Genomic DNA, 25,059 nt, shown 5'->3' with positions numbered 1-25,059 from the left:
GTCGGCTGTCGCTACCCGGCGCGCTGCCGGCGGCGCAGCACCCCCGCGGCGGCCAGGGCCGCCACCGCGAGGGCGGTCAGCGCCACCTCCGGCCACAGCCCGACCCGGGTGGCCAGGGTTCGCCCGTCGGAGAGCGCCACCTGCCGGACCACGACCGCACGGGTGTTGAACCCGGTGGCGTCGCTTACCCGCCCGTGCGGGGAGACGAACCCGGACACTCCGACCGTGGAGGCCATCAACGCCGGCCGGCCGTGCTCCACGGCGCGCAGCCGCACCATGGCCAGCTGCTGGCGGGCCTCGGCGACGTCGAAGGTGGCGTTGTTGGTCTGCACCACCAGCAGCTGCGCCCCGCCGGTGACGGTGTCGCGGACCACCTCGTCGTAGGCGACCTCGAAGCAGATCACGTCGCCGAGCACCGTCTGTCCGGCGCGCAGCACGCCCGGTTCGCTGCCCGGCACGAAGTCGTTGCGGACCCGGTCGACCTGCTTGCTGACCATCCGGGCCAGGTCGCGCAGCGGCACGTACTCGGCGAACGGCACCGGGTGCCGCTTGGTGTACAGCTGCTCCAGGTCGGGGCCGGCGCCGGGACGCCACAGGATGCCGGCGTTGCGGACCTGGCCGGGCTGCGGGCCGAGCAGCACCGCGCCGACCAGGATCGGCGCCCGGATCGCGTCGGCGGCCGCGGAGATACGCGCTCCGGCGGCAGAATTGCGCAGCGGGTCGATGTCGCTGGAGTTCTCCGGCCACACCACCAGGTCCGGCTGCGGCCGCTGCCCGTCGGCCACCCGGGCGGCCAGCTCGATGGTGGCGTCGACGTGGTTGTTCAGCACCGCCTGCCGCTGGGCGTTGAAGTCCAGCCCGAGCCGGGGCACGTTGCCCTGCACGATCGCCACGGTGACGGTGGGTCCGCCGCCGGCCGCGCCGACGGGCACCGCCAGGCCGGCGGCGACCACGGCGAGGGCGCCGGCGGTCAGCGCGGCGGCCGGCGCCCACCACCGGCGCACGTCGTAGCGCCGCCACGCGGCGGTCACCAGCAGCCCGCCGGCCACCGCCACCGCGAAGGTCACCAGCGGCGCCCCGCCCAGCGCGGCCAGCCGCAGCAGCGGCGAGGTGTCCTGGCTGAAGGCCAGCCGCCCCCACGGGAACCCGCCGAACGGGGTGCGGTCGCGCAGCGCCTCCTGCCCCACCCAGAGCAGACCGGTCAGCGCGGGCCACGTCCAGCGCCACCGGTCGGCCAGCGGGGACACCCACGCGGTGGCGGCGCCGAGCAGCGCCAGGTAGCCGGCCTGCAGCAGGGACAGCAGCACCCACGGCAGGTAGCCGGTGTGCAGGTTCGTCCAGGACAGCAGCGGCGCGAACAGCGCCACCCCGGTGAGGAAGCCCAGGCCGGCGCCGGCGCGCAGCCGCCGCCGGTGCGCGGCGGCGGCCAGCAGCGCCACCCCGGCCGGCGCCAGCGGCCACACCCCGTACGGGGGGAACGCCAGCAGCAGCGCCACGCCGGCGGCGATCGCCAGCGGCGCGGCCACCCGCAGCGGCAGCGGGCGCGCCGCGTCCGCCGGCCGGGCGGCCGGCTCGGCGTGCGTGGGGTCCAGGGTCGTCACCGGCGCCTCATCTCGATCACGGTGCTGAAGGCTACCCGCCCGGCGCCGCGTCGCCGCGCTCGGCGAGGCGCCGGGTGCGGCAGGACCACGGGCGCGGGCCACGCCGGGGCCGCCGGTCACCCCGGTGTCGCCGGTCACCCCGGGGCGGGCTGGTCGGCGGTCGGGTCCGCCGCGCGCGGGCGGCGGACCCGACCGTGACCCGTCAGCGGCGGCGGGCGACCAGGACGGCGTCGTGGATGGTGATCTCCCGCCCCTCCGGGTTCACCATCGCCCGGGGGCGTGTCTCGGCGGCCAGCACCTGCCAGCGGCCCGGGTCCAGTCCCGCCGCCACCTCCTCGGCGGTGAACATCATCTCCGGGAAGTGCAGGCGGTGGGCGCTGGTCCGCAGGTCCGACGGGTGGTGCCCGACGATGAGCAGGGTGCCGCCGGGGGCCACCGCGGCGGCCAGCCGGGCGAACATCTCCTGCCGCTGCTCCGGCGGCAGCTGCATGAACTGCGCCGACACCAGGTCGTAGGAGTCCGCGGCGGGCGGCTTGGCCAGCAGGTCGGCGTGCACCCACTCGATCCGCCCGGCGACGGCCGCCCCGGCGGTGTCGGCGTGCGCGGCGGCCCGTCCCAGCGCGGTGGTGGAGATGTCCACCGCGGTCACCTGCCACCCCCGCCCGGCCAGCCACACCGCGTCGGCGCCCTCGCCGGCGCCGACGTCCAGCGCCCGCCCCGGCGGCAGCTGCGCGGCCTCGGCGACCAGCTGCGGGTTGGGTCGCCCGCTCCACACCGCCGGCCGGGACCGGTAGCGCTCCTCCCAGGCGGCCTCGGTGAACATGGTCTCCCGGCGGTCCCGGTAGCCGGCCACCGCAGCGCGGGTGTCCTCGGCGACCAGGTCGGCGTTGATCGCCGCGCCGGCGGTCAACCCGGCCCCCGCGGAGGTGATCACCTGGGCGCGTACGTCGGCCACGTTGCCGGCCACCCACACCCCCGGCACCGCGGTGGCGCCGTTGGCGTCGGCGGGGACCTGGCTGCCGAACACGTGCCCGCCCATCTCCACCTCGACCGGCGCCAGGCCCAGCGACGCCAGCAGCCCGGCGCGGGCGGTGAACCGCGGCGCGACCACCAGCGCGTCCAGCTCGACCACCTCGCCGGAGGCCAGCCGCACCCCGGTCAGCGCGTCCCCGGTCACCTCCAGCCCGGCGACCGGCCCCTCCACCACCGGGATGGCCCGCGCGGCGAGCTGCTCGGTCTCCTCGGCCCCCGGCGCCGCCGCGCCGTGCAGCACGAGCAGCACGTGCTCGCTCCACTGCCGCCACAGCTGCGCCTGGTGCACCCCGAACGGGCCGGTGGCCAGCACCCCGATCCGCCGGTCGCGCACCTCCCAGCCGTGGCAGTACGGGCAGTGCAGCACGTCCCGGCCCCACCGCTGCGCCAGCCCCGGCACCTCGGGCAGCTCGTCGACCAGCCCGGTGGCGACCAGCAGCCGGCGCGCCCGCACCGTCCGCCCGTCGTCGAGGGTGACGGTGAACTCCGCCCCGTCGCGGGCGGCGGAGACCACCTGGCCGGCCACGATCCGCCCGCCGTACCCGGTGACCTCGGCCCGGCCGGCGGCCAGCAGCTCACCCGGGGCGGTGCCGTCGCGGCCCAGGTAGTTGTGCATGTGCGCGGCGGGCGCGTTGCGCGGCTCGCCGCCGTCGACCACCAGCACCGAGCGGCGGGCCCGGCCCAGCGCCAGCGCCCCGGCCAGCCCGGCGGCGCCGCCGCCGACCACCACCACGTCGTACCTGTCGTCCATCTGCTCCCCCTCGTCGCCTCGTGCGGGTTCCCACGCTCCACCGGCGTCGCGAATTCGACAAGTAATGTTGCTGTTATGGCAAACGACGAGGCGGCGGTGCTGGCGGCGGTGGGGCCACGGCTGCGGGCCCTGCGCAAGCAGCGTGGCACGACCCTGACCGACCTGGCCGCCACCACCGGCATCTCGGTGAGCACGCTGTCGCGGCTGGAGTCGGGGCAGCGCCGGCCCACCCTGGAACTGCTGCTGCCGCTGGCCCGCGCCCACCAGGTGCCACTGGACGAACTGGTCGGCGCGCCGGAGGTCGGCGACCCGCGGGTGCACGCCCGCCCCATCGTCCGCCACGGTGTGACGTTCCTGCCGCTGACCCGCCGCCCGGGCGGTCTGCAGGCGTTCAAGCAGATCCTGCCCCCGCACACCCCCGCCGAGCCGGAACAGCAGACCCACGAGGGCTACGAGTGGCTGTACGTGCTCTCCGGCCGGGTGCGGCTGCTGCTCGGCGAGCACGACCTGATCCTGGAGCCGGGCGAGGTGGCCGAGTTCGACACCCGGGTGCCGCACTGCGTGCTCAACCCCGGCCCGGAGCCCACCGAGATCCTCACCCTGTTCGGGCCGCAGGGCGAACGGCTGCACGTGCGCGCCCGCCCCGCGAAGCGCTGACCGGAAAACGAAATCGGGGCGCGGCTCGCGCCGCGCCCCGATGCTCCCAGGCCCTTCCCGGCCGGTGGGGCGAGGATGCGGCACGCCGACCTTCGGACCGACCGGACGCGGACTGGCTGCCCCCGCCGGGCCGTTGTCTACTGGCCGTGCACCCCACCCTGCCCGTACACCGGTAACCGCGGCCGGTTCGCGCCGCCCCGCCGACCCCCGCCCGCTGGACCTGGCCGCCGCGACCCAAGCGGGTCGCTCGGCCAGCGGACGAAGGGACGAAGCGAACAGCAGCCGCTTCCCGTGGTAGGACTCAAAGACGGTACGTGCTGCCCCCCGGGCCCTGTCAACCCACCCCCGGCCTGTCGTGTGTCGCGCTTCGGCGTGTCGCGCCCGGCGTCCTCAGTCGACGGCCAGGTGCCGGCGCAGCAACCGCCCCGCCACCTGCGGATGGTCGCCGGCCAGCAACCCTCCGGCGGCCAACACGTAATCCACGTCCACCACCGGCCGCGCCGCCCGCGGCAGCGGCCACCCGCCGGCGTGGTCGCCCAACGCCGCCTCCAGCACCCCCGCCGCGTCACCGGCCGGGGCGTGCCGCAGCACCCCACCGGAACCCACCACCAGCCGCACGTCCCGCAGATCCCGCCCGCCGCGCTCCCCGGTGGCGCCACCGCGGGCGTGCCGCCGCAACGCCACCGTCGCCGCCAGCGCCGCGATCCGCCGGTCCGCGGCCCGCTCCGCGTCCGTCGCGGCCAGCAGGCCCGGCTCGGCGGCCCGCGCCGCCGCGGCCGCCGCCAACGTCTCCTGCTCACCCGGGGCCAGCAGCCGCTCCTCCGCGGCCGCCCGCACCACCCCCGGCGCGGACCACCGCATACCGAGGTCCCCCTCGACGGTGCGGGCCCGCCACAGCGTGCCGGCGACCTCCCGGCCCGGCCCGCTGTCCCGCTCGTCCGGGGTCAGCACCGAATACACGTCGGTGGTCGCCCCACCAACGTCCACCACCGCCAGGTCCCCACCGATCGCGTCGGCGAGGACCTCCACCCCGGTCAGCACCGCGTCCGGGGTGGCCGCGCGCACCAGCCGCGCGAACCGCGACCCCCGCGACAACCGCTTACCGCCGATCACGTGGCGCAGGAACACCTCCCGGATCGCCGCCCGCGCGCCCGCCGGCGCCAGCACCCCGATGCGCGGCAGCACGTTCTCCGCCACCGTCACCGGCACCCCCGCCCCGGCCAGCAGGGCGTGCAGGTCGTCGCGGACGTCGGCGTTGCCGGCCAGCACCACCGGCCGCCGCCACCGGGCCCGGGCCAGCCGGGTCGCGTTGTGGGTCAGCGTCTCGGCGTCCCCGCCGTCGGTGCCGCCGACCAGCAGCACCACGTCCGGGCGGGCCGCCCGCAACCCGGTCAGCTCCGCCACACCCAACCGCCCGGCCGCCACGTGCACCACGTTCGCGCCCGCCGACAGCCCCACCCGCCGGCCGGCCTGCGCCGTCACCAACTGCTCGTAGCCGACCACCGCCAGCCGCAGCCCGCCGCCGGCCGACGAGCACACGTACCACGGCGCGCCGCGCGCCCCGAGCCCGGCGGTGGCCGCGGCCACCGCCGCGTCCAGGCCGTGCAGCACGTCAGTGCCCACCGTGGTCGGCGCCGACGCCGCCGCGACCAGCACCGCCGCGTCCAGGTCCACCACCGCCACCTTCGTGTACGTGGACCCGACGTCGGCGCAGACGGCGAGGCTCACGCCGGCGGCGGGACGACCACGGTGCCGGTCGCGGTGACCGCCACGATCGGCTCGGCGAGCACCTCCGCGGCCGACTCGCCCTTGTCCGGCCGGCCCCGGCACACCACCCGGGCGACGAAGTCCACCGTGCGGCTGCGGGTACCCACCCGGGTCACCGTCGCGGTCACCTCCAGCACGTCCCCGGCCTTCATCGGCGCCCTGAACTGCACGTCCGAATAGGACGCGAACAGCCCCTCGTCGCCGTCGGTGCGGATGCACACCTCCGTGGCCACGTCCCCGAACAACCCCAGCGCGTACGCCCCGTCGACCAGGTTCCCCGCGTAGTGGGCGTGCGAGTACGGCACGTACCGCCGGTGCGTCACGGTCAACCCGACCCGGGAATCAGTCATGCCCTCGCCGCCTTCCGGTTGGTGATCAACGCGTGCACCAGGTAGCTGGCCACCTCACCCGGGGTGGTGCCCCGGCCGAAGATCCGGTCCACCCCCAGCTCCTCGGTCATCGTCTCGTCGAACCGCGGCCCACCCACGATCAGCAGCGGCCGCTTCCCCGCCGGCATCGCCTCCCGGAACGCCGCGGACATCTCCCGGGTGTTGTGCAGGTGCGCGTCGCGCTGGGTGACCACCTGCGACACCAGCACCGCGTCGGCCTTCGCCGCCCGCGCCGCCTCCACCAGCTCCGGCACGCTGACCTGCGCGCCCAGGTTGGTGACCGTCAACTCCCGGTAGTACTCCAGGCCCTTCTCCCCGGCGATGCCCTTGACGTTGAGGATCGCGTCGATGCCGACGGTGTGCGCGTCGGTGCCGATGCAGGCGCCCACCACCGACAACTTGCGCCGCAACCGCTGCTTCACCACCGCGTTGACCTCCTTGGCGCTCAGCAGCGGGAAGTCCCGCTCCACCACCTGCACCGCGGCCAGGTCCACCAGGTGGTTCACCCGCCCGTACACCACGAAGAAGGTGAACCCGTCGCCCATCTGCTTGGCGTGCACCAGCATCGCCGGGTCGATGCCCATCTTGTTCGCCAGCTGCACCGCCGCGCCCTCGGCCCGCTTGTCGTGCGGCACCGGCAGCGTGAACGACACCTGCACCATGCCGTCACCGGTGGTGTCCCCGTACGGCCGGACGATCCGCTTCTCGGCGGCCCCGCCACCCGGCGCCGCCGCGCCGACCTCGACGCCGCTCACGCCGCGTCCCCTTCCAGGATCTCGGTGGCCGGGTTGTAGTAGTCCGCCTCGTGCCGGGCCACCCCGTCCAGACCCTTGCCCCGGTCCGCCGGCCGCTTCATGATCCCGAACGTGCCCTCGGCGATCGCCGACAGCAGCGACTGCTCACCGATGCGCTCCAGCAACTCCACCGCCTCGCCCAGCACCCGGTTCGCCCGCTGCTGGATGAACCCGCCCGGCGCCGGCACGAAGTCCTCGTGCAACCCGCCGGCCGCGCCCAGCACGTAACGCACGTTCTGCAGGGCGATGTCCCGGTCCGACAACCACGGCGTCACCACCGCCTCGGTCATCATCCCCACCAGCAGGATGCCCTGCCCCGTCATCGTGCCCACCAGGTTGAAGAACCCGTCCAGCAGGTTGCCGCGGAACACGTCACCGGTCATGTGCTTCGTCGGCGGCATCCACTTCAACGGCGCGTCCGGGAACAACTCCCGCGCCAGCAGCGCGTGCGCCAACTCCAACCGGAACGACTCCGGCAGATCCGGGTTGATCTCGAATGCGTGCCCCAGCCCCAACTGCCAGTCCGCCAACCCCGCCTCGTGCGCGAAGTACTCGTTGAGCAGCTGCGACACCGTCACCGTGTGCGCCTCCTCCACCGCGTCGGCGGTGGTGAGGTAGTTGTCCTCCCCGGTGTTGATGATGATGCCCGCCCGCGCGTGCACCTGCCGGGAGAACCGCTGGTCCACGAACGTGCGGATCGGGTTGATGTCGCGGAACAGGATCCCGTACATCGAGTCGTTGAGCATCATGTCCAGCCGCTCCAGGCCGGCCAGGGTCGCCATCTCCGGCATGCACAGCCCCGACGCGTAGTTCGTCAACCGCACGTACCGGCCCAGCTCCTTCGACGAGACGTCCAGCGCCGCCCGCATCAGCCGGAAGTTCTCCTGCGTGGCGTACGTGCCGGCGAACCCCTCCCGGGTAGCCCCCTCCGGCACGTAGTCCAACAGCGACTGGCCCGTCGACCGGATCACCGCGATCACGTCCGCGCCCGCCCGGGCCGCCGCCTGCGCCTGCGGGATGTCCTCGTAGATATCCCCGGTCGCCACGATCAGGTAGATCCACGGCCGCCGCCGCGGATCCCCGTACCGCTTCACCAGCCGCTCCCGCTCGGCCCGCCGCCGGTCGATCCGCCGGATCCCCGCGGCGACCGCCTTCCGCGCCGCCCGCCGCGCCGCCGTCGCCGCCCTCCCGGTCGGCTGCCCGAACCGCACCGACCCGGCCGCGGCCTTCTGCGCCAGCAACGTCACGTCGCTGATCTGCTCCCGGTTGAGGGCGTCGAACACCGGCGCCGCCACCCCGTGCCCCAGCCCGACGTCGGCGACCACCGCGTCGACGAGCCGGTTCACCCACGGAATGCCGTCCGGATCCGCGCCGGTCACCCCGGCCAGCCGCAGCACCGCCCGCTCCACCGACACCGTGGTGTGGCTGCGCGCCAGATCCACCACCGGCTGCCCGGCCCGGCGCGCCAACTCCCGCGCCCGCGCCACCAGCGCCGGATCCAGGTCAAGCTTGCCCGTCACGCCGTCACCCCGCCCCGCCCGGCGCCGGCGCGACCCGCGCCGCACCGATGGTTCGCTCGCTCACGCAGACCCTTCCTCATAGATCACCTCACCGCGCAGCACCGTGCGCCGGCACACCGGCAACGGCGTCGGATCCTGCGGACCCCGCGCCTCCGGGTCGCCGGCCTGCAACACCGGCAACCCCCGCTCCACCCCCGCCGGCGTCGACCACACCGCGAACGTCGCCGGCGCGCCCAGCGCCAGCACCCCCTCGTTGTCCAGGTGCACCGCCCGCCAGCCACCCCGGGTGTGCGCCGCGAACGCCGCCCGCTCACTCATCCGCTGCGCCGGGTTGTGGTGCGCCGCCGCCGCCCGCACCGAACCCCACGGGTCCAGCGGCGTCACCGGCGAATCCGAACCGAACGCCAACGCCACCCCGACCGCGTGCATCGACCCCATCGGGTTCGACTCCAACGACCGGTCCAGGCCCAACCGCGCCTCGTACATCCGACCCGCGCCACCCCACAACCGGTCGAACGCCGGCTGCATGCTCGCCACGATCCCGAACTCCACGAACCCGGCGATCAGCCGCTTGTTCATGATCTCCGCGTGCTCCACCCGGTGCCGGGCCGCCCGCAACCGGTCCGTGCCCACCCGCTCCGCCGCCGCCGCGAACCCCGCCAGCACCGTGCCGATCGCCGCGTCACCGATCGCGTGGAACCCGCCCTGCAACCCGTGCGCCGCGCAGTCCACCAGATGGTCGCGCACCTGCTCCGCGCTCAGATAGCCGTGCCCGCAGCCACCGTCGCCGTCCAGGTAGTCCCGCGACACGTGCGCCGTCCGCGACCCCAACGCCCCGTCGGCGAACAGGTCACCACCGGCGCCCACCGCGCCCAGCTCCCGCGCCCGCGCCGCGCCGCCCAGCTCACCCCAGTAGCCGTACACCTCCGGCAGCCCCGCACCGGAGATCCCCAGCAACCCGGTGAAGTCCTCCTCGTCGGAGATCTCCGGCCCACCGCACTCGTGCACCGCCGCGATCCCCAACGACGCCGCGTGCTCCAGCGCCCGCCGCTGCGCGGCCACCCGCTGCGCCCGGGTCACCGAGGCGAACGCCGCCGCCCGCACCACGTGGTGCGCGTCGCGGCGCAGCCACCCCGACGCGTCGTACCCGGCCGAGCCCGCCGCCTCCGGACACGCCGCCAACAGCGCCGCCGACACCAACGCCGAATGGATCGACGCCTGCGACAGGTACACCCGCCGGCCACCGGCCGCCCGGTCCAACTCCCCCGCGTCCGGCAACCGCGGCACCGGCCAGGACGACTCGTCCCAGCCGTGCCCCAGCACCACCGCGTCCGCCGGCAGGTCCGCCGCGAACCCGGCCACCGCGTCCAGCAACTCCCCCGCCGACCGCACCCCGGACAGGTCCAGGCCCGACAGCGCCAGACCGGTGTCCGTGGCGTGCACGTGCGCGTCCACGAACGCCGGGGTCACCAGCGCCCCGTCCAGATCCACCACCCGGTCCGCGGCGGGCGCGTCCGCGTCCGTCCCCAGCCAGGTGATCGTGCCGTCCGCGACCAGCAGGGCCGTCGCGGTCGGGTCGGCCGGGCAGTGCAGCAGCCCGCCGCGGTACAGGGTCGAGGGGTTCGTCATGGCACTCAGTCTGCCGCCAGCCGCGACTCGAACAGCCTCCGGACCCCCGGCTCGGCCCGCAGCAGACCCAACGCCAACTCCGCGTGCCCCGGCACGTAGCCGTTGCCCACCAGCATCGTCACGTCCGCCGCCAAGCCCTCCGCGCCCAGCGCCGCCGCCGAGAAGCTCGTCGCCATCGAGAAGAAGATCACCGTGCCGCCGTCCGCGGTCGCCAGCACCGCCCCGTGCTCACAGCCCGGCACGTCCACGCAGACCACCGTCACGTCCGCCGGCACCCCCAGCGCCGACGTGACCGCCTGCGACAGGGCCACCGGATCCCGGGCGTCGGCCAGCGCCACCGCGTCGGCCAGCCCGGCCGCCGCCAGCGCGTCCCGCTCCGCCGCCACCGGCACCACCCCGACCGTACGGGCGGCGCCCGCCCGCCGCGCCGCCGCCAACGACAGCGACCCGCTCTTGCCCGCCCCGCCTATCACCGCCACGCTGACCGGCCGGGCGTCCCCCTCGCGCGCCCGGTCGGCCACGTGCCGCGCCACCACCCGCGCGGTCAGCGCCGGCGCCCCGCACACGTCCAGCACCGCCAGCGACAGCTGCGGGTCCAGGTCGTCGGGCAGCACCGCGGCGATCGACCGGGCGAACAGCACCGCGTACCCGTCGCACGGCACCTGCTCGCTGCGCCCGTCCCACCGGGCCAGCCCGTCGGTGACCACCAGCGGGGTCAGCGTCAGCGACACCAGCGTCGCCACCCGCTCCCCCGGCTTCAGTCCCAGCGGCGAACGCCGCCCGGCCTCGTCGACAGTGCCGATCAGCATCCCGCCCGACCCGGTCACGGGGTTCTGCATCTTCCCCCGGGTCGAGATGATCTCCAGCACCTCGGCGCGCACCGCCTCACCGTCGCCGCCGTGCTTCTCCCACAACTGCCGGAAGCTCGCCGCGTCCAGGTTCAGCCGCTCCACCCGGATCCGCACCTCGTTCGGCGCGATCGCGGGCGACGCGTCCAGCCGCCACGCCGCCTGCGGCAGCACCCCCGCCGGTTCCACAACGCGGTGCAGACCCACCGGTGACGTCACGCCGACCTCCCCTGTCCAACCGCCCGAACCCCCGGTCAGGGCTCGCGTAGCGGGAAAACTTCCGGCAGACTAATTTCTTCGCCGGATATTTTCCAGTAGCCTTCGGGCCGCCGATCATCGCACGTACGAGGAGGGGCCGTGACCCAGACCCAACCGGTGCAGACCATCCCAGCGCCCCGCCCCGCGCCGGCCACGGTCCCCGCCGCCGGACAGCCCTACGAATACCGCCGCGCGCCCCTGGTCGAACCCGACTGGACCCGCTTCCCCGGCTGGCGCCACGTCACCCGCGAGCAGTGGGAGTCCGCCCAGTGGCAGCGCGTCAACTGCGTCAAGAACATCAAGCAGCTGCGCGCCGTCCTCGGTGACCTCGTCGACGAGACCTTCTACGAGGACCTCGCCGCCGACCAGGCCGCCCTGGCCACCATGTCGATGCTGGTGCCGCCCCAGATGCTCAACACCATGGTCCCGTTCGCGCCGATGAGCACCGAGGCGTTCCTCGCCGACCCGGTCCGGCGCTACATGATCCCGGTCGCCTCCGACCGGCGCACCGACTGGCCCTCACACCCCTACGCCAGCCGCGACTCCCTGCACGAGCACGACATGTGGGTCGCCGAGGGCCTCACCCACCGCTACCCCACCAAGGTCCTCGCCGAACTGCTCTCCACCTGCCCGCAGTACTGCGGCCACTGCACCCGGATGGACCTGGTCGGCAACTCCACCCCCGCCGTCGACAAGCTCAAGCTCACCCTCAAGCCCGTCGACCGCTACGACGCCCACATCACCTACCTCAAGGCCCACCCCGGCGTCCGCGACGTCGTCGTCTCCGGCGGCGACGTGGCCAACGTGCCCTGGCGCAACCTCGAGTCCTACCTGATGCGGCTGCTCGACATCGAGACCATCCGCGACATCCGGCTCGCCACCAAGGCCCTCATGGGCCTGCCGCAGCACTGGCTCCAGGCCGACGTCGTCGAGGGCCTCGAACGCGTCGCCCGCACCGCCGCCCGCCGCGGCGTCAACCTCGCCATCCACACCCACGTCAACCACGCCCAGTCGCTCACCCCGCTGGTCGCCAAGGCGGCCCAGACCGCCCTCGACGTCGGCGTCCGCGACGTGCGCAACCAGGGCGTGCTCATGCGCGGCGTCAACGCCACCAGCAAGGACCTGCTCGACCTCTGCTTCGCCCTGCAGGGCGAGGCGGGCATCCTGCCGTACTACTTCTACATGTGCGACATGATCCCCAACGCCGAGCACTGGCGGGTCCCGGTCTGGCACGCCCAGCAGCTCCAGCACGACATCATGGGCTACCTGCCCGGCTACGCCACCCCGCGGATCGTCTGCGACGTCCCCTTCGTCGGCAAGCGCTGGGTGCACATGCTCACCGAGTACGACCGCGAGCGCGGCATCTCGTACTGGACCAAGAACTACCGCACCAGCATCGAGTCGGCGGACCTGGAGGCGCTCAACAAGCGCTACGCCTACTACGACCCGATCGACACCCTGCCCGAGTCCGGCCAGCAGTGGTGGGCCGACCACCGCGACGACTGACCGACCCGCGACCCGCCACCCCCGCCGTCACCACCCGCCGGCGGGGGTGCGCCGTTTCACCCGGCCGTCGCCCACCGCGCGGGCTGTGCGACCACGCCCCCGGGTGGCGAGATCCACTTCGTTTCCGTACATCGGGATGTCGGTGGGGCTCCGATACCCCGACATCCCGGAAGCGGTGTGGATCAACCACGGACCGGGCGGCCCCGCCCTGCCGCCGGCCCACCTGGACGCCCGGTGGCCCCCGGCGTGACGCCGGGGGCCACCACGACGGGCGAGGTCACCTGGTGAAGGCGTCCCGCAGCTTCCGGCCGGCCTCCTTGGCCTGCTCACCGGCCTGACGGGTCTGCGCCCCGCGCTGCTGCGAGCCGCCCTCCCCGCGCATCCGCTCGTTGTCGGTCACGTCGCCGATCCGCTCCTTGGCGGCGCCGGTCAGCTGCTCGACCTTGCTCTTCGCCTTGTCGGTGAAGCTCATGTCGCCTCCTCTGCTCCGGCCGAACCGGGGCCGAACCGGCCCCTCGACCCGGTGCATGCCCCCGCCGGGTGAGCGGAAACGTGGGTCGGGCACCGCACACCCGCTATGGCATCCTAGGACACTAGGTGAACACGGCGGGGCGGCGGCTGGTTAACTGGACGAATGGGCGAGATCCTGCTGATCCGGCACGGTGAGACCACCTGGAGCGCCAGTCACCGGCACACCTCGTACACCGATCTGGAGCTCACCCCGGACGGCGAACGGCAGGCCCGGATGGTCGGGGCGTTCCTGGCCGGGCGGCGGTTCGTGGCGGTGCTGAGCAGCCCGCGGCAGCGGGCGGTGCGCACCGCCCAGCTGGCCGGCCTCACCGTCACCGCGACCGACGACGACCTAGCCGAGTGGAACTACGGCGAGTACGAGGGCCGCACCAGCGCCGAGATCCGCGCCGACCACCCGCACTGGTACCTGTGGACCGACGGCTGCCCCGGCGGCGAGTCACCCGACCAGGTGGGCGCCCGGCTCGACCGGGTGCTGGCCCGGGCCACTCCCCTGCTCGACCAGGGCCACGTGGCGCTGGTCGCCCACGGGCACAGCCTCCGGGTCGCCGGCGCCCGCTGGATCGGCCTGCCACCGGCCGCCGGCGGCCGGCTGCGGCTGGACACCGCCACGGTGAGCACCCTCGGCCACGAGCACGGCCGGCAGGTCATCCGGCGTTGGAACCAGCCACCTCTCCCGGCACCCGGGACCGTGCCCGCGTCGGGAGTTCGGCACTGACCTTCGGCGGCCGCCCCTCGTACGGGGTGGAGAGCACCACAGTGGTCCGGGTGGTGACGTTCGCGGCGGTACGGATCTCCTGGAGCACCCGCTCCAGGTCCGCCGGGCTGGCCACCCGCACCAGCAGCAGGTAGAAGTCCTCCCCCGCCACCGAGTAGCAGGAGTCGATCTCCGGCAGGTGGGCCAGCCGCTCCGGCGCGTCGTCCGGCTGCGACGGGTCGAACGGCCGGATCGCCACGAACGCGGTCAGCGGCAGGTCCAGCGCCTCGAAGGAGACCCGCGCGGCGTACCCCTTGATCACGCCGCGCTGCTCCAGCCGGCGCACCCGCTGGTGCACGGCGGAGACCGACAGGCCCACCTTCTCCGCCAGATCCGTGTACGACAGCCGGCCGTCAGCGGTCAACGCTGCGACGATGGCGCGGTCGATCTCCTCCACGGCGTGCAACCTACCGGGAAAACCGCCCGACGGCGACGACGCGGCCCCCGGCCGGCCACGATGGCGCCGGTACGGTCGACCGACCGCACCGGCGTCGCCACCCACGGTCGACCGGGTCAGCCCTTGGCCAGCGCGCGGGAGATCACCAGCCGCTGGATCTGGTTGGTGCCCTCGACGATCTGGAGCACCTTCGCCTCCCGCATGTACCGCTCCACCGGGTGGTCGCTCACGTAGCCGGCGCCGCCGAGCACCTGCACCGCGTCGGTGGTCACCCGCATCGCCACGTCGGTGGCGAACAGCTTCGCCTTGGCCGCCTCGATCGAGTACGGCCGGCCGGCGTCCCGCAGCCGGGCCGCGGCCAGCGTCAGCGCCCGGGCGGCGGAGATCTGGGTGGCCAGGTCGGCCAGGTTGAAGCCCAGCCCCTGGAAGTCGATGATGGCCCGGCCGAACTGCCGCCGTTCCTTGGCGTACCCCACGGCGTAGTCCAGCGCCGCCTGGGCCAGCCCCACCGCGCACGCGGCGATGCCCAGCCGCCCGGAGTCGAGGGCGGACATCGCGATGGTGAAGCCCATCCCCTCCCCACCGATCAGCCGGTCGGCCGGGACCCGGGCGTCGTCGAAGGCGATCTGCGCCACCGGGGAGGCGTGCAGCCCCATCGTCCGCTCGGCCGCCTGCGGGTGGATGCCGGGCGTGCCGCGGTCGGCGAGCAGGCAGGAGATGCCCTTCGGGCCGGGCCCGCCGGTACGGCAGAAGATGTTGTAGAAGTCGGCCACCCGGGCGTGGGTGATCCACGCCTTGGTGCCGGAGACCACGTAGGCGTCGCCGTCGCGGACCGCCCGGGTGCTCAGCGCGGCGGCGTCCGAGCCACCCTGCGGCTCGGAGAGGCAGTACGCGCCGAGCAGCTCGCCACCGATCATGTCGGGCAGCAGCTTGCGCTGCTCGGCGGTGCCGAAGGTGGCCACCGGGTAGCAGGACAGGGTGTGCACGCTGACCGCCTCGGCCACCGCGAGCCAGCGGCTGGCCAGGATCTCCAGCACCTGGAGGTAGACCTCGTACGGCTGCGCGGCGCCGCCGTGCTCCTCGGGGTAGGGCAGTCCGAGCAGGCCGGCCCGGCCGAGGGTGCGCAGCACCTCGCGGGGGAACTCGGCGCGCTCCTCGAACCCGGCGGCCCGCGGCGCGAGCTCCCGGTCGGCGAGTTCGGTGGCGAGGTCCAGCAGGTCGTGGGCCTCGTCGGTGGGGAGGATCCGGTCGACTGTCATAGCGCGATGAGCTCCGTGGGGGTGGTGTTGAGCCGTTGGACGCCGTCCGTCGTGCAGACGACGATGTCCTCGATCCGGGCGCCGTGTCGGCGCGCGAGGTAGATGCCGGGTTCGATCGAGAACGCCATGCCGGGCTCCAGCGGCCGGGGGTTGCCCGCCACCACGTACGGCTCCTCGTGCCCGTCCAGACCGATGCCGTGCCCGGTCCGGTGCAGGAACGCAGCACCGAAGCCGGCGGCGGCGATCGGCTCGCGGGCGGCGGCGTCCACCGCCTCGGCGGTGGTCCCGGGGCGCACCGCGGCCACCGCGGCGCGCTGGGCGGCGTGCAGCACCGCGTAGTACTCGGTGAACTCCGCCGGGGCCGGGCCCCCGGCGACGTAGGTGCGGGTGCAGTCGGAGCGGTAGCCCGACGGCATGGTGCCGCCGATGTCGACCACCACCGGCTCACCGGCCCCGATCGGCCGGTCCGAGGTGCCGTGGTGCGGGCTGGCACCGTTCGGCCCGGCGGCGACGATGACGAAGTCGACGGTGACGTGCCCGGCGGCGCGGATCGCCGCGGCGATGTCGGTGGCCACCTCGGCCTCGGTGCGCCCCGGGCGCAGCCACTGCCCCATCCGCCGGTGCACCGCGTCGATCGCCGCGCCGGCCTCGGCCAGCGCGGCCACCTCCGCCGGCGACTTGCGGATGCGCAGCTCGCGCAGCACCTCGCCGGCGAGCCGTTGGGTGGCGCCGGGCAGCGCGGCGCGCAGCCCGAGCACCTGCTCGGCCCACATCCGGTCGGCCAGCCCGACCGCCACCACCGGCCCGTCCAGGGCGGCGGTGACCAGCGGGTACGGGTCGGTGCCGTCGGCGTGGTCGACGATCCGGACCCCGGTGGCCGGGGCCGGCGACGCCTCGGCGGCGGGCCGCTCCAGGGTGGGGACGATCAGCGTCGGCTCGCCCTCGGCCGGCAGCACCAGACAGGTCAGCCGCTCCCCCGCGTGCGCGTCGTACCCGGTGAGGTAGCGCAGGTCGGAGCCGGGGGTGAGCAGCAGCGCGTCCAGGCCGGCGGCGGCGGTGACGCGCTGCGCGGCGGCCAGCCGGTCCGGCGGGTACAGCTCGTCGATTCCCACCCGGTCAGCTTAACGCTCGTTCGGGCCACACCCTACCCGCCTCGCGCTCGGGAAAGCGCTCTCTCATCCATCGAGATGCGTCATTGACGCAATCCGTTAACACTCTTTAGGATTTGGGCTCCGCCGAGGTTGCGCACCCTCCCGTCCCCCTCCGTCCGCCGCGCCCGGCGCCCGCTCACCGGGTGCCCGCCCGGCGGCACGGCCGCCACCGCCCGCCCACGGGAAGGCCCGCGATGTCCTCACCACGTCACCGTCCCCGGTCGGCCCTCGCCGCCGGCCTGCTCGCGCTGGTCACCGCCGGCGCCGGCCTGACCCTCGCCGCACCGTCCCCGGCCGCCGCCGCGGTGCTGCCGAACAACTTCAAGAGCGTCGGCTACCTGCCGTCGTGGAGCGGCAGCGTCACCGGCGTCCAGTACGGCAAGCTCACCCACGTCAACTACGCCTTCCTGCTGCCCAACGCCGACGGCAGCCTGCGCCCGATGGAGAACCCGGGCAAGCTGTCCCAGCTGGTCTCGGTCGGGCACAGCAACAACGTCAAGGTGTCGATCGCCATCGGCGGCTGGAACGACGGCGACGACTCCGCCTTCGAGGCGCTCGCCGCCAACGCCGGCACCCGCACCACGTTCGTCAACAACGTGGTCGCCTTCGTCGACCAGTACAACCTGGACGGCGTCGACATGGACTGGGAGTACCCCGACCCGGGCACCTCGGCGACCAACTACAGCCTGCTGATGCAACAGCTCAGCGGCGCCCTGCGCCCCCGGGGCAAGCTGCTCACCGCGGCCGTGGTCGCCGAGGGCTACTACGTGCAGGGCGTGCCGACCGCCGTGTTCGGCCACGTCGACTGGCTCAACATCATGGCGTACGACGGGGGCAGCCCGCACGCCAACTACGACTGGTCGGTCAACGCCGTCAACGGGTGGAAGGCGCGCGGCCTGCCGGCCGCCAAGGCGGTGCTCGGGGTGCCGTTCTACAGCCGGCCCGGCTACCACACCTACTCGGCCCTGGTGGGCATGGATCCGGCCAACGCCAACCGGGACTGCACCACTGTCGGCGGCGTCCAGCAGTGCTACAACGGCGTACCGACGGTCAAGCGGAAGACCCAGTGGGCGCTGGCCAACGCCGGCGGGATGATGAACTGGGAGCTGTCCCAGGACCGCACCGACTCGACCTCGCTGGTCGGTGCCATCTACGACACCGTCATGGGCGGCACCCCGCCGCCGACCGGGCGCACCGGCCCGATCACCGGCATCGCCGGCAAGTGCGTCGACGTGGCGGCCGCCAGCACCGCCAACGGCACCGCGATCCAGCTCTGGACCTGCAACGGCACCAACGCGCAGCGCTGGACCGTGGGCACCGACGGCACCCTGCGCGCCCTCGGCAAGTGCGCCGACGTGGCGAGCGGCTCCACCGCCAACGGCGCGAAGGTGCAGCTGTGGGACTGCAACGGCACCGGCGCCCAGGTCTGGCAGGCCCAGGCCAACGGCACGCTGCGCAACCCGCAGGCCAACAAGTGCCTCGACGCCACCGGCAACAGTTCCGCCGACGGCACCCGGCTGCAGATCTGGGACTGCTTCGGCGGCGCCAACCAGGTCTGGCGGCTGCCCGCCTGACCGCTCCCCGGGGCCCCGCCGGCCGGCGGGGCCCCGCCCGGTCGCCGCCCCGGCCGGCCCCCGACCGACGGACACCGCCGGCCGGTCAGCCCACCGCCGCCGCCGGCTCGCCGCCGGCACGGTCGCGGAGCAGGTCGAGCATCTCGTCCACCGAGCCGGCCGGGTCGGTCACCGGGAACTGCACGGCGCGAACCACGGCCGCCGGATCGACCAGCAGGGTCAGCCGTTTGAACCGCTCGACCCCGCCGGCCCGGAAGGTGGGCAGCAGCAGCCCGGCCGCCAGCCGGCCGTCCTGGTCGGACAGGAGCGGGAAGGGCAGCTCGGCGTACGCCGTGAAGTCGGCCAACTGGTCGGGACGCTGGGTGCTGACCCCGACGATCCGGGCGCCGGCGGCGGCGAAGTCGGCGGCCCGGGCGGCGTACGTGGTCGACTCCAGGGTGCAGCCGGGCGCCCCCGGGATCTCCCCCCAGCCCGGCGGCAGCCCCGGCACGCCGGGCCGGAACGCGCCGGGGAAGAAGTAGAGGACGCTCCAGCGCTCGCCCCCGGCCGGGGCCACCGGCCGCCCGTCCGGGCCGGGCAGCAGCACCTCGGGCAGCCGCCGGCCGACCAGCTCGTGCACCCGCCGCGCCTCGGCGGAGTCCGCCCCGGCGGTGGCGGTGAGGCCGCCGTCGCCCAGCACGTGGTGGGTGCCCCAGTCCTGCAGCGCGATCAGCACCGGCAGCAGCGCCTCGCCCTTGGCGGTGAGCAGGTAGTCGAAGCGCGGCGGGTGCTGGGAGTACGCCCGCCGCCGCAGCACCCCGTGCTCGACCAGCCCGGCCAGCCGTTCCGACAGGGCCCGCCGGCTCACCCCGAGCGCGCGCTGGAGCGGGTCGAAGCGGGTGGTCCCGCCGGCGACGTCGCGCACGATCAGGAACGTCCACCAGTCGCCCAGCACGCCCAGCGCCTGCGCGATGCCGCAGTCCGCGTCCGCCAGGTCGGCCCGCCGCACACCCCACCCCTTCACCGGTCGCCGTTGCTCCGACTATAGTCCGTTTCAGTTTGGAACTGACTGGCTCGGTGGAACGGGGGCGGACGACATGGGCGTCGGGCAGCGGGCCGGGGTGTTCTGGCGCTGGTGGACCGCCGGCACGACCAGCCAGGTCGGGTCGGCGGTCGGCGCCGTGGCGCTGCCGCTGACCGCGCTCACCGTGCTGGACGCCAGCGCGTTCGAGATGGGCCTGATCGCGGCGGCCAGCTACGTGGCCTGGCTGGTGATCGGCCTGCCGGCCGGGGTCGTCGTGCAGCGGCTGCCGCTGCGCGGCGCGCAGATCGGCGCCGACCTGGCCCGCGCCGCGGCCGTCGCGTCCATCCCGCTCGCCTGGTGGTGGGGCCACCTGACGGTCGCCCACCTGGTGGTCACCGCGCTGGTGATCAGCTTCGCCAACGTGCTCTTCGACGTGGCCAACATGACCTTCCTGCCCAGCATCGTCGACCGGGAGCAGTTGCACGGCCGCAACAGCCTGACCTCGGCCACCCACGCGGCCACCCAGCTCAGCGGGCCGTCGCTGGGCGGGCTCGCGGTGCAGGCGCTGGGCGCGGTGCCGACCCTGCTGGTGGACGCCGCGAGCTACCTCTGCTCGGCCGCGCTGCTGCGCACCCTGCCCGCGCGCCGGGCGGAGGCGCCGGACCGGTGGCCGCCGATGGGCGAACTGATCCGGCAGGGCTGGCGCTTCGTCGCGCACCACCCGGTGATGGGCCCGAGCATGTGGGCCGCCACCGCGATGAACCTGGTCTGCGGCGCGCAGTTCGCGCTCTACCCGCTCTACCTGGTGCGCGACCTGCACGCCCCGGCCGCCCTGGTCGGCGTGCTGCTCGCCGTCGAGGGCGCCGGCGCGCTGGTCGGGGCGACGCTCACCCCGTGGATCACCGCCCGGCTCGGCACCGCCCGGGCACTGGTCGCCGCCGCCCTGGTCACCGTCGGCGGGGCGGTCCTGGTCCCGCTGGGCAGCGGCTGGCCGGCGTACGCGGCCTTCGCGGCGGGCAACGTGGTCTTCTCGGTCGGGACGGTGGTGCTCAGCGTGACCACCCGGACCTACCGGCAGATCGCCAGCCCGCCCGAGCTGCTGGCCCGGGTGATGGCCACGGTCCGGTTCGTCTCCTGGGGCGCCATCCCGGTCGGCGGGCTGCTCGCCGGCGCGCTGGCCGGCCTGGTCGGCGCGCGGGCCACGCTGCTGGTCTTCGCGGCCGCGGCGGCCTGGGCCCCGCTCGCCCTGCTGCTCTCCCCCGTCCGCCGGCTGCGCGACCTCACCGACCACGACCGGGAGACCGGCGACCAACCCGCCGTCGCGGTGCCGGCCGGCCGCTGACCCACCGGCGGCGCGACATCAACCCGGGGTCACGCGTTCAGCCGGCATCCCGGTTCCGGCGTACCGGCGCCGGAGCCCCGATAGCCTGGGGTCGGGCGCCCGGAGCGGGCGCCGACGGACGGAAGGATCGATGCCGGTGGCAGCCAGGGACGCGGACCGCGCCGCGGCGCGCCGCCGCCGGCTGCTCTGGTCCGGGGTCCTCGCACTGGTCGGCCTGCTGCTGCTGGTGGTCGGCCTGACCATCGCCGACGGCGCCACCGCCTGGATCGAGGTGACCGCCGCGATCCTGCTGCTGCTGGTCAGCTACGCCCTGCAGCACGTGGCCCGCCGGGAGACCGTCTACCGCGCCGACGACCGGCGCTGACCCGGGCGGGCCGTCCCCCCGATCGTCGGTGGGCTGTGCCAGGCTGTCGGCGTGGCACAGCAACCCCCGATCCTGCTCGTCGACTCGCCCAGCCTCTACTTCCGGGCCTACTTCGGCATCCCCGAGTCCGCCGCCCGCGCCGAGGACGGCAGCCCGGTCAACGCGGTGCGCGGCTTCCTCGACATGCTGGCGACCCTGATCCGCACCCGCCGCCCCGACCGGATGGTTTGCGCGCTCGACCACGACTGGCGGCCCGACTGGCGGGTGGCGCTCCTGCCGTCGTACAAGGCGCACCGGCTCGCCCCGGAGGGCGGCGAGGTGGTGCCGGACACCCTCACCCCGCAGGTGCCGGTGATCCTCGACGTGCTCGACGCCATCGGCATCACCACGGTCGGCGCGGCCGGCTACGAGGCCGACGACGTGCTCGGCACGCTCTCGGTCACCCAGCCCGCCCCGGTCGAGGTGGTCTCCGGCGACCGCGACCTGTTCCAGCTGGTCGACGACGCCCGCCCGGTGCGGCTGCTCTACGTCGGGCGCGGGGTGGCCAAGCTGGAGGACTGCGACGACGCCGCGGTGCGGACCCGCTACGGGGTGCCGGCCGACCGGTACGCCGACTTCGCCGCGCTGCGTGGCGACCCCAGCGACGGGCTGCCCGGTGTGCCCGGCGTCGGCGAGAAGACCGCCGCCCGGCTGGTCACCCGCTACGGCGACATCGCCGGCATCCTGGCCGCCCTGGACGACCCGGATTCCGGGTTCGCCCCCGGCCTGCGCGGCAAGCTCGCCGCCGCCCGGGACTACCTGGCCGTGGCGCCGAAGGTGGTCAAGGTCGCCCTCGACGTGCCGCTGCCCGACCTGCCCACCGAGCTGCCGAGCGCGCCGGCCGACCCGGACCGCCTGCTGGAGCTGGCCCAGCGGTGGAACCTCGCCGGCTCCGCCCGCCGGCTGGTCGACGCCCTCGCCGGCCGTTCCTGACCCCCGGCGGCCCGGTCACCGCCCCTCGGGGACATGGGTGTCGGGCGGGCCGGAGACCGCCGTGCCGGCGGCCTGGTGTTGACCGAGGCCGGCCTCCCGACTCGAACGCCCCCGCCGGTCAGGCGGCGGCGTGGTACGCCAGCACACCCCGGTTGACCGCGCCGATCGCCTGCCGGGCGGTGGACCGCAGCTCGGCCGAGGCGCCGCCGGAGTCGGCGAGCTGGCCGAGCAGGTCGACCACCTGCCGGGCCCACCGGACGAAGTCGCCGGCCGGCATCTCCCCGTCGATCTCGTGGCCGCTGGCCAGCACCTTGGCCAGCGCCTCGCCCCGGGCCCAGCGGTAGATCGGCCAGGCGAAGCCCAGGTCGGGCTCGCGGGTCACCGCCAGCCCCCGGGACGCCTCGTCGGCCTCGATCTCGCTCCACAGCTTCAGGGTCGCGTCCACCGCCTCGGACACCCCGCCGCGCGGCAGCGAGGCCCGCTCGTCCACGTCGCGGCGCGCCTCGAAGACCACCACGGAAACCGCGGCGGCCAGCTCGGCCGGGGAGAGCCCGTCCCACACCCCGCGCCGCAGGCACTCCGCGACCAGCAGGTCCGCCTCGGTCCAGATCCGGCCGAGCATCCGCCCGGCGTCGGTGACCGCGCCGTCCGGCGCCAGGTAGCCGCGCGCGGTCAGCAGCGCGACGATCCGGTCGAAGGTCCGCGCCAGCGAGCCGGTCCGCCCGGCCACCCGCTGCCGCAGCTCCTCGGTGTCGCGCTCCAGCCGGCGCCGCCGCTCCGCCCAGCGGGCGTGCTCCTCCCGGTCCGGGCAGGCGTGGCAGGGGTGGCGGCGCAGCTCGGCGCGGAGCTGGCTGAGCCGGTGGTCCTCGCCGACCGCCTGCCGGGACCGGCCGCGGCGGCCGCCGTGCCGGTCCAGCCCGGTGCCGCTGACCTCGGCGGCGAGATCCCGCCGGGCGGCCGGGGAACGGTGGTTGAAGTGCTTCGGCACCCGGATCCGGGCCAGCACCTCGGCCGGGGTGGTGAAGTCGCCGGGGCTGACCCGGCCGGCCCACCGGTCCTGGGTGAGCACCAGCGGGCGGGGCTCGCCGAACCCGCCGGTCGCCGGGTCCAGCACCACCGCCAACCCGGCCCGCCGGCCCGACGGCACCCGGATCACGTCACCCACCCGCAGCCGCTCCAGCGACGCCACCGCGGCCGCCTTGCGCTGGCTCTGCCCCTGCCGGGCGAGCGCCCGCTCCCGGTCGGCGATGGCCACCCGCAGCGCGAAGTACTCGTCGAAGTCGCCGTGGTGGCAGGCGGCGTCGGCGCCGTACGCCTCGATGGTCTCGGTGTTGCGCTGCACCTGCCGGGCCAGGCCGACCACCGACCGGTCGGCCTGGAACTGGGCGAACGACGACTCCAGCAGCGCCCGGGCCGGCTCCGCGCCGACCGTGCCGACCAGGTTGACCGCCATGTTGTACGAGGGCCGGAAGCTGGACCGCAGCGGGTAGGTGCGGGTGGAGGCGAGGCCGGCCACGTGCCGCGGGTCGGTCTCCGGGGACCACACCACCACGGCGTGCCCCTCGACGTCGATGCCGCGCCGGCCGGCCCGGCCGGTGAGCTGGGTGTACTCGCCCGGGGTCAGGTCGACGTGCGCCTCGCCGTTGTACTTGACCAGCCGCTCCAGCACCACGCAGCGGGCCGGCATGTTGATGCCCAGCGCCAGCGTCTCGGTGGCGAAGACCGCCTTGACCAGGCCGCGGACGAACAGCTCCTCGACGACCTCCTTGAACGCCGGCAGCATGCCCGCGTGGTGCGCGGCCAGCCCGCGCTCCAGGCCGTCGAGCCACTCCCAGTAGCCCAGCACCGACAGGTCCTCGCCGGGGATCGCGGTGACGCGGGACTCCACCACCCGGCGGATCTCCGCCCGCTCCTCGGGCGAGGTGAGCCGCAGCCCGGCGGCGAGGCACTGCTGCACCGCGGCGTCGCAGCCGGCCCGGCTGAAGATGAACAGGATCGCCGGCAGCAGGCCCTCCCGGTCCAGCCGGTCGACGATGTCCGGGCGCATCGGGCCGCGCCAGCGCGGCCCGCGCCGCCCGCCGCCGGGGCCGGCGCTGCGCCCCTCGCCCAGTTCCAGCCGGCGCATGGTGTCCCGGGTGTAGCGCAGCAGCTCCGGGTGCACGTCGTGCTTGCGGGCCGCGTCGGCGTCGTGGAACAGGTCGAACATCCGCTTGCCGACCAGCATGTGCTGCCACAGCGGCACCGGCCGGTGCTCGCTGACCACCACCGCCGTCTCGCCGCGTACGGTGACCAGCCAGTCGGCGAACTCCTCGGCGTTGGAGACGGTCGCCGAGAGCGAGACCAGGGTCACCGAGGCGGGCAGGTGGATGATCACCTCTTCCCAGACGCCGCCGCGGAACCGGTCGGCGAGGTAGTGCACCTCGTCCATCACCACGTACGCCAGCCCCTCCAGGGTGGCCGAGCCGGCGTAGAGCATGTTGCGCAGCACCTCGGTGGTCATCACCACCACCGGCGCGTCGCCGTTGATCGCGTTGTCCCCGGTGAGCAGGCCGACCTGCTCGGCGCCGTAGCGGTCCACCAGGTCGTGGTACTTCTGGTTGGACAACGCCTTGATCGGCGTGGTGTAGAAGCACTTGCGCCGGGTCCCCTCGGCGGGCTGCCCGGGGGTGCCGCGCAGCGCCAGGTGCACGGCGAACTCCCCCACCACCGTCTTGCCGGCGCCGGTGGGCGCGCAGACCAGCACCCCGCTGCCCCGCTCCAACGCCTGACACGCCTCGCGCTGGAAGTCGTCGAGATCGAACCCCAGGTCAAGGGCGAACTCGTCCAGCGCCGGGAATTGGGAGGCCTGCGCGGCCCGGCGGCGCGCCGCGGCGTACCGCTCGGCGGGGCTCGACATGGCACCAAGATTAATGCGTGCCGGCGGCCGACACCGGACAAGGCCGCCCGATCGGGGCCGCCGG

The 25,059-nt window shown here is 74.9% G+C and carries 21 protein-coding genes; 7 read left to right on the top strand and 14 right to left on the bottom strand.

The window, feature by feature from the left end; genetic code table 11:
- Window positions 1–11: 11 nt before the first annotated feature.
- Together lnt and SM577_RS23445 are read right to left on the bottom strand one after the other, a co-directional pair.
- The gene (gene lnt, locus SM577_RS23450; RefSeq protein WP_474587974.1) at window positions 12–1,601 is read right to left on the bottom strand and encodes an apolipoprotein N-acyltransferase; all 1,590 of its coding nucleotides are present in this window, start codon (window positions 1,599–1,601) and stop codon (window positions 12–14) included.
- A gap of 202 nt (window positions 1,602–1,803) precedes the next feature.
- Window positions 1,804–3,384: an FAD-dependent oxidoreductase gene (locus SM577_RS23445; RefSeq protein WP_474587973.1), complete on the bottom strand. Its 1,581-nt coding sequence runs from the start codon at window positions 3,382–3,384 to the stop codon at window positions 1,804–1,806.
- A 75-nt stretch (window positions 3,385–3,459) separates the two neighbouring features.
- On the opposite strand from SM577_RS23445, the gene SM577_RS23440 reads away from it, so the two are divergent.
- Complete coding sequence (locus SM577_RS23440; RefSeq protein ID WP_302922691.1) at window positions 3,460–4,041, top strand: helix-turn-helix domain-containing protein; 582 nt, start codon at window positions 3,460–3,462, stop codon at window positions 4,039–4,041.
- Between the two features lie 390 nt (window positions 4,042–4,431).
- Here the strand turns inward: SM577_RS23440 and SM577_RS23435 are convergent, their stop codons facing one another.
- From SM577_RS23435 to kdd, 6 genes are read right to left on the bottom strand one after another with little or no spacing between them, the layout of a single operon-like run.
- The gene (locus SM577_RS23435) at window positions 4,432–5,769 is read right to left on the bottom strand and encodes a glutamate mutase L (protein ID WP_474587972.1); all 1,338 of its coding nucleotides are present in this window, start codon (window positions 5,767–5,769) and stop codon (window positions 4,432–4,434) included.
- Window positions 5,766–6,158, bottom strand: coding sequence for a 3-aminobutyryl-CoA ammonia lyase (kal, locus tag SM577_RS23430; protein WP_474579800.1), 393 nt, complete (start codon window positions 6,156–6,158; stop codon window positions 5,766–5,768). The genes SM577_RS23435 and kal overlap by 4 nt, the downstream gene beginning before the upstream one ends.
- Window positions 6,155–6,952: a lysine 5,6-aminomutase subunit beta gene (kamE, locus tag SM577_RS23425; RefSeq protein ID WP_302922694.1), complete on the bottom strand. Its 798-nt coding sequence runs from the start codon at window positions 6,950–6,952 to the stop codon at window positions 6,155–6,157. Before kamE ends, kal begins: the two co-directional genes overlap by 4 nt.
- Entirely contained in the window at window positions 6,949–8,511 is a 1,563-nt protein-coding gene (gene kamD / locus SM577_RS23420; protein ID WP_474587971.1) for a lysine 5,6-aminomutase subunit alpha, read from the bottom strand. The genes kamE and kamD overlap by 4 nt, the downstream gene beginning before the upstream one ends.
- 60 nt (window positions 8,512–8,571) lie before the next feature.
- On the bottom strand, window positions 8,572–10,140 hold the full coding sequence (locus tag SM577_RS23415) for an amidohydrolase (protein WP_474579801.1): 1,569 nt from the start codon (window positions 10,138–10,140) through the stop codon (window positions 8,572–8,574).
- 5 nt (window positions 10,141–10,145) lie between these two features.
- The gene (kdd, locus tag SM577_RS23410) at window positions 10,146–11,207 is read right to left on the bottom strand and encodes an L-erythro-3,5-diaminohexanoate dehydrogenase (protein ID WP_474579802.1); all 1,062 of its coding nucleotides are present in this window, start codon (window positions 11,205–11,207) and stop codon (window positions 10,146–10,148) included.
- Between the two features lie 138 nt (window positions 11,208–11,345).
- On the opposite strand from kdd, the gene SM577_RS23405 reads away from it, so the two are divergent.
- Window positions 11,346–12,752 carry a KamA family radical SAM protein gene (locus SM577_RS23405; RefSeq protein WP_474587970.1) on the top strand — a complete coding sequence of 469 codons (1,407 nt, stop codon included), beginning with the start codon at window positions 11,346–11,348 and terminating at the stop codon, window positions 12,750–12,752.
- A gap of 277 nt (window positions 12,753–13,029) precedes the next feature.
- Here the strand turns inward: SM577_RS23405 and SM577_RS23400 are convergent, their stop codons facing one another.
- Window positions 13,030–13,224, bottom strand: a complete 195-nt coding sequence (locus SM577_RS23400) for a CsbD family protein (protein ID WP_302922698.1) — start codon at window positions 13,222–13,224, stop codon at window positions 13,030–13,032.
- A gap of 162 nt (window positions 13,225–13,386) precedes the next feature.
- On the opposite strand from SM577_RS23400, the gene SM577_RS23395 reads away from it, so the two are divergent.
- Window positions 13,387–13,998, top strand: coding sequence for a histidine phosphatase family protein (locus SM577_RS23395; RefSeq protein ID WP_302922699.1), 612 nt, complete (start codon window positions 13,387–13,389; stop codon window positions 13,996–13,998).
- Here the strand turns inward: SM577_RS23395 and SM577_RS23390 are convergent.
- The 3 genes from SM577_RS23390 to SM577_RS23380 all read right to left on the bottom strand — a co-directional run bounded on the left by SM577_RS23390 (window position 13,928) and on the right by SM577_RS23380 (window position 16,805).
- Window positions 13,928–14,434 carry an Lrp/AsnC family transcriptional regulator gene (locus tag SM577_RS23390; RefSeq protein ID WP_088993780.1) on the bottom strand — a complete coding sequence of 169 codons (507 nt, stop codon included), beginning with the start codon at window positions 14,432–14,434 and terminating at the stop codon, window positions 13,928–13,930. The genes SM577_RS23395 and SM577_RS23390 overlap by 71 nt on opposite strands.
- Window positions 14,435–14,550: 116 nt before the next feature.
- A complete protein-coding gene (locus tag SM577_RS23385; RefSeq protein ID WP_474579805.1) occupies window positions 14,551–15,693 on the bottom strand; it encodes an acyl-CoA dehydrogenase family protein in 1,143 nt (380 codons plus the stop codon).
- Window positions 15,690–16,805, bottom strand: a complete 1,116-nt coding sequence (locus SM577_RS23380) for a M24 family metallopeptidase (RefSeq protein WP_474587969.1) — start codon at window positions 16,803–16,805, stop codon at window positions 15,690–15,692. Before SM577_RS23380 ends, SM577_RS23385 begins: the two co-directional genes overlap by 4 nt.
- Window positions 16,806–17,038: 233 nt before the next feature.
- Between SM577_RS23380 and SM577_RS23375 the strand changes: the two genes are divergently transcribed.
- Window positions 17,039–18,418: a glycosyl hydrolase family 18 protein gene (locus SM577_RS23375; RefSeq protein ID WP_474587968.1), complete on the top strand. Its 1,380-nt coding sequence runs from the start codon at window positions 17,039–17,041 to the stop codon at window positions 18,416–18,418.
- Window positions 18,419–18,503: 85 nt separating this feature from the next.
- On the opposite strand, the gene SM577_RS23370 is transcribed toward SM577_RS23375, so the two are convergent.
- Complete coding sequence (locus SM577_RS23370) at window positions 18,504–19,406, bottom strand: winged helix-turn-helix transcriptional regulator (RefSeq protein WP_302922703.1); 903 nt, start codon at window positions 19,404–19,406, stop codon at window positions 18,504–18,506.
- A gap of 88 nt (window positions 19,407–19,494) precedes the next feature.
- On the opposite strand from SM577_RS23370, the gene SM577_RS23365 reads away from it, so the two are divergent.
- The 3 genes from SM577_RS23365 (at window position 19,495) to SM577_RS23355 (ending at window position 22,099) form a co-directional block, all read left to right on the top strand.
- Complete coding sequence (locus tag SM577_RS23365; protein ID WP_474587967.1) at window positions 19,495–20,763, top strand: MFS transporter; 1,269 nt, start codon at window positions 19,495–19,497, stop codon at window positions 20,761–20,763.
- 136 nt (window positions 20,764–20,899) lie between these two features.
- Window positions 20,900–21,127, top strand: coding sequence for a hypothetical protein (locus SM577_RS23360; protein WP_474587966.1), 228 nt, complete (start codon window positions 20,900–20,902; stop codon window positions 21,125–21,127).
- A 51-nt stretch (window positions 21,128–21,178) separates the two neighbouring features.
- The gene (locus tag SM577_RS23355) at window positions 21,179–22,099 is read left to right on the top strand and encodes a 5'-3' exonuclease (protein WP_474579810.1); all 921 of its coding nucleotides are present in this window, start codon (window positions 21,179–21,181) and stop codon (window positions 22,097–22,099) included.
- Between the two features lie 118 nt (window positions 22,100–22,217).
- On the opposite strand, the gene SM577_RS23350 is transcribed toward SM577_RS23355, so the two are convergent.
- Window positions 22,218–24,995, bottom strand: coding sequence for a DEAD/DEAH box helicase (locus SM577_RS23350; protein ID WP_302922706.1), 2,778 nt, complete (start codon window positions 24,993–24,995; stop codon window positions 22,218–22,220).
- Between the last annotated feature and the right edge of the window lie 64 nt (window positions 24,996–25,059).

It is taken from the genome of Micromonospora desertarenae, assembly GCF_056150265.1.
This window is presented reverse-complemented; position numbering and strand designations above follow the sequence as displayed.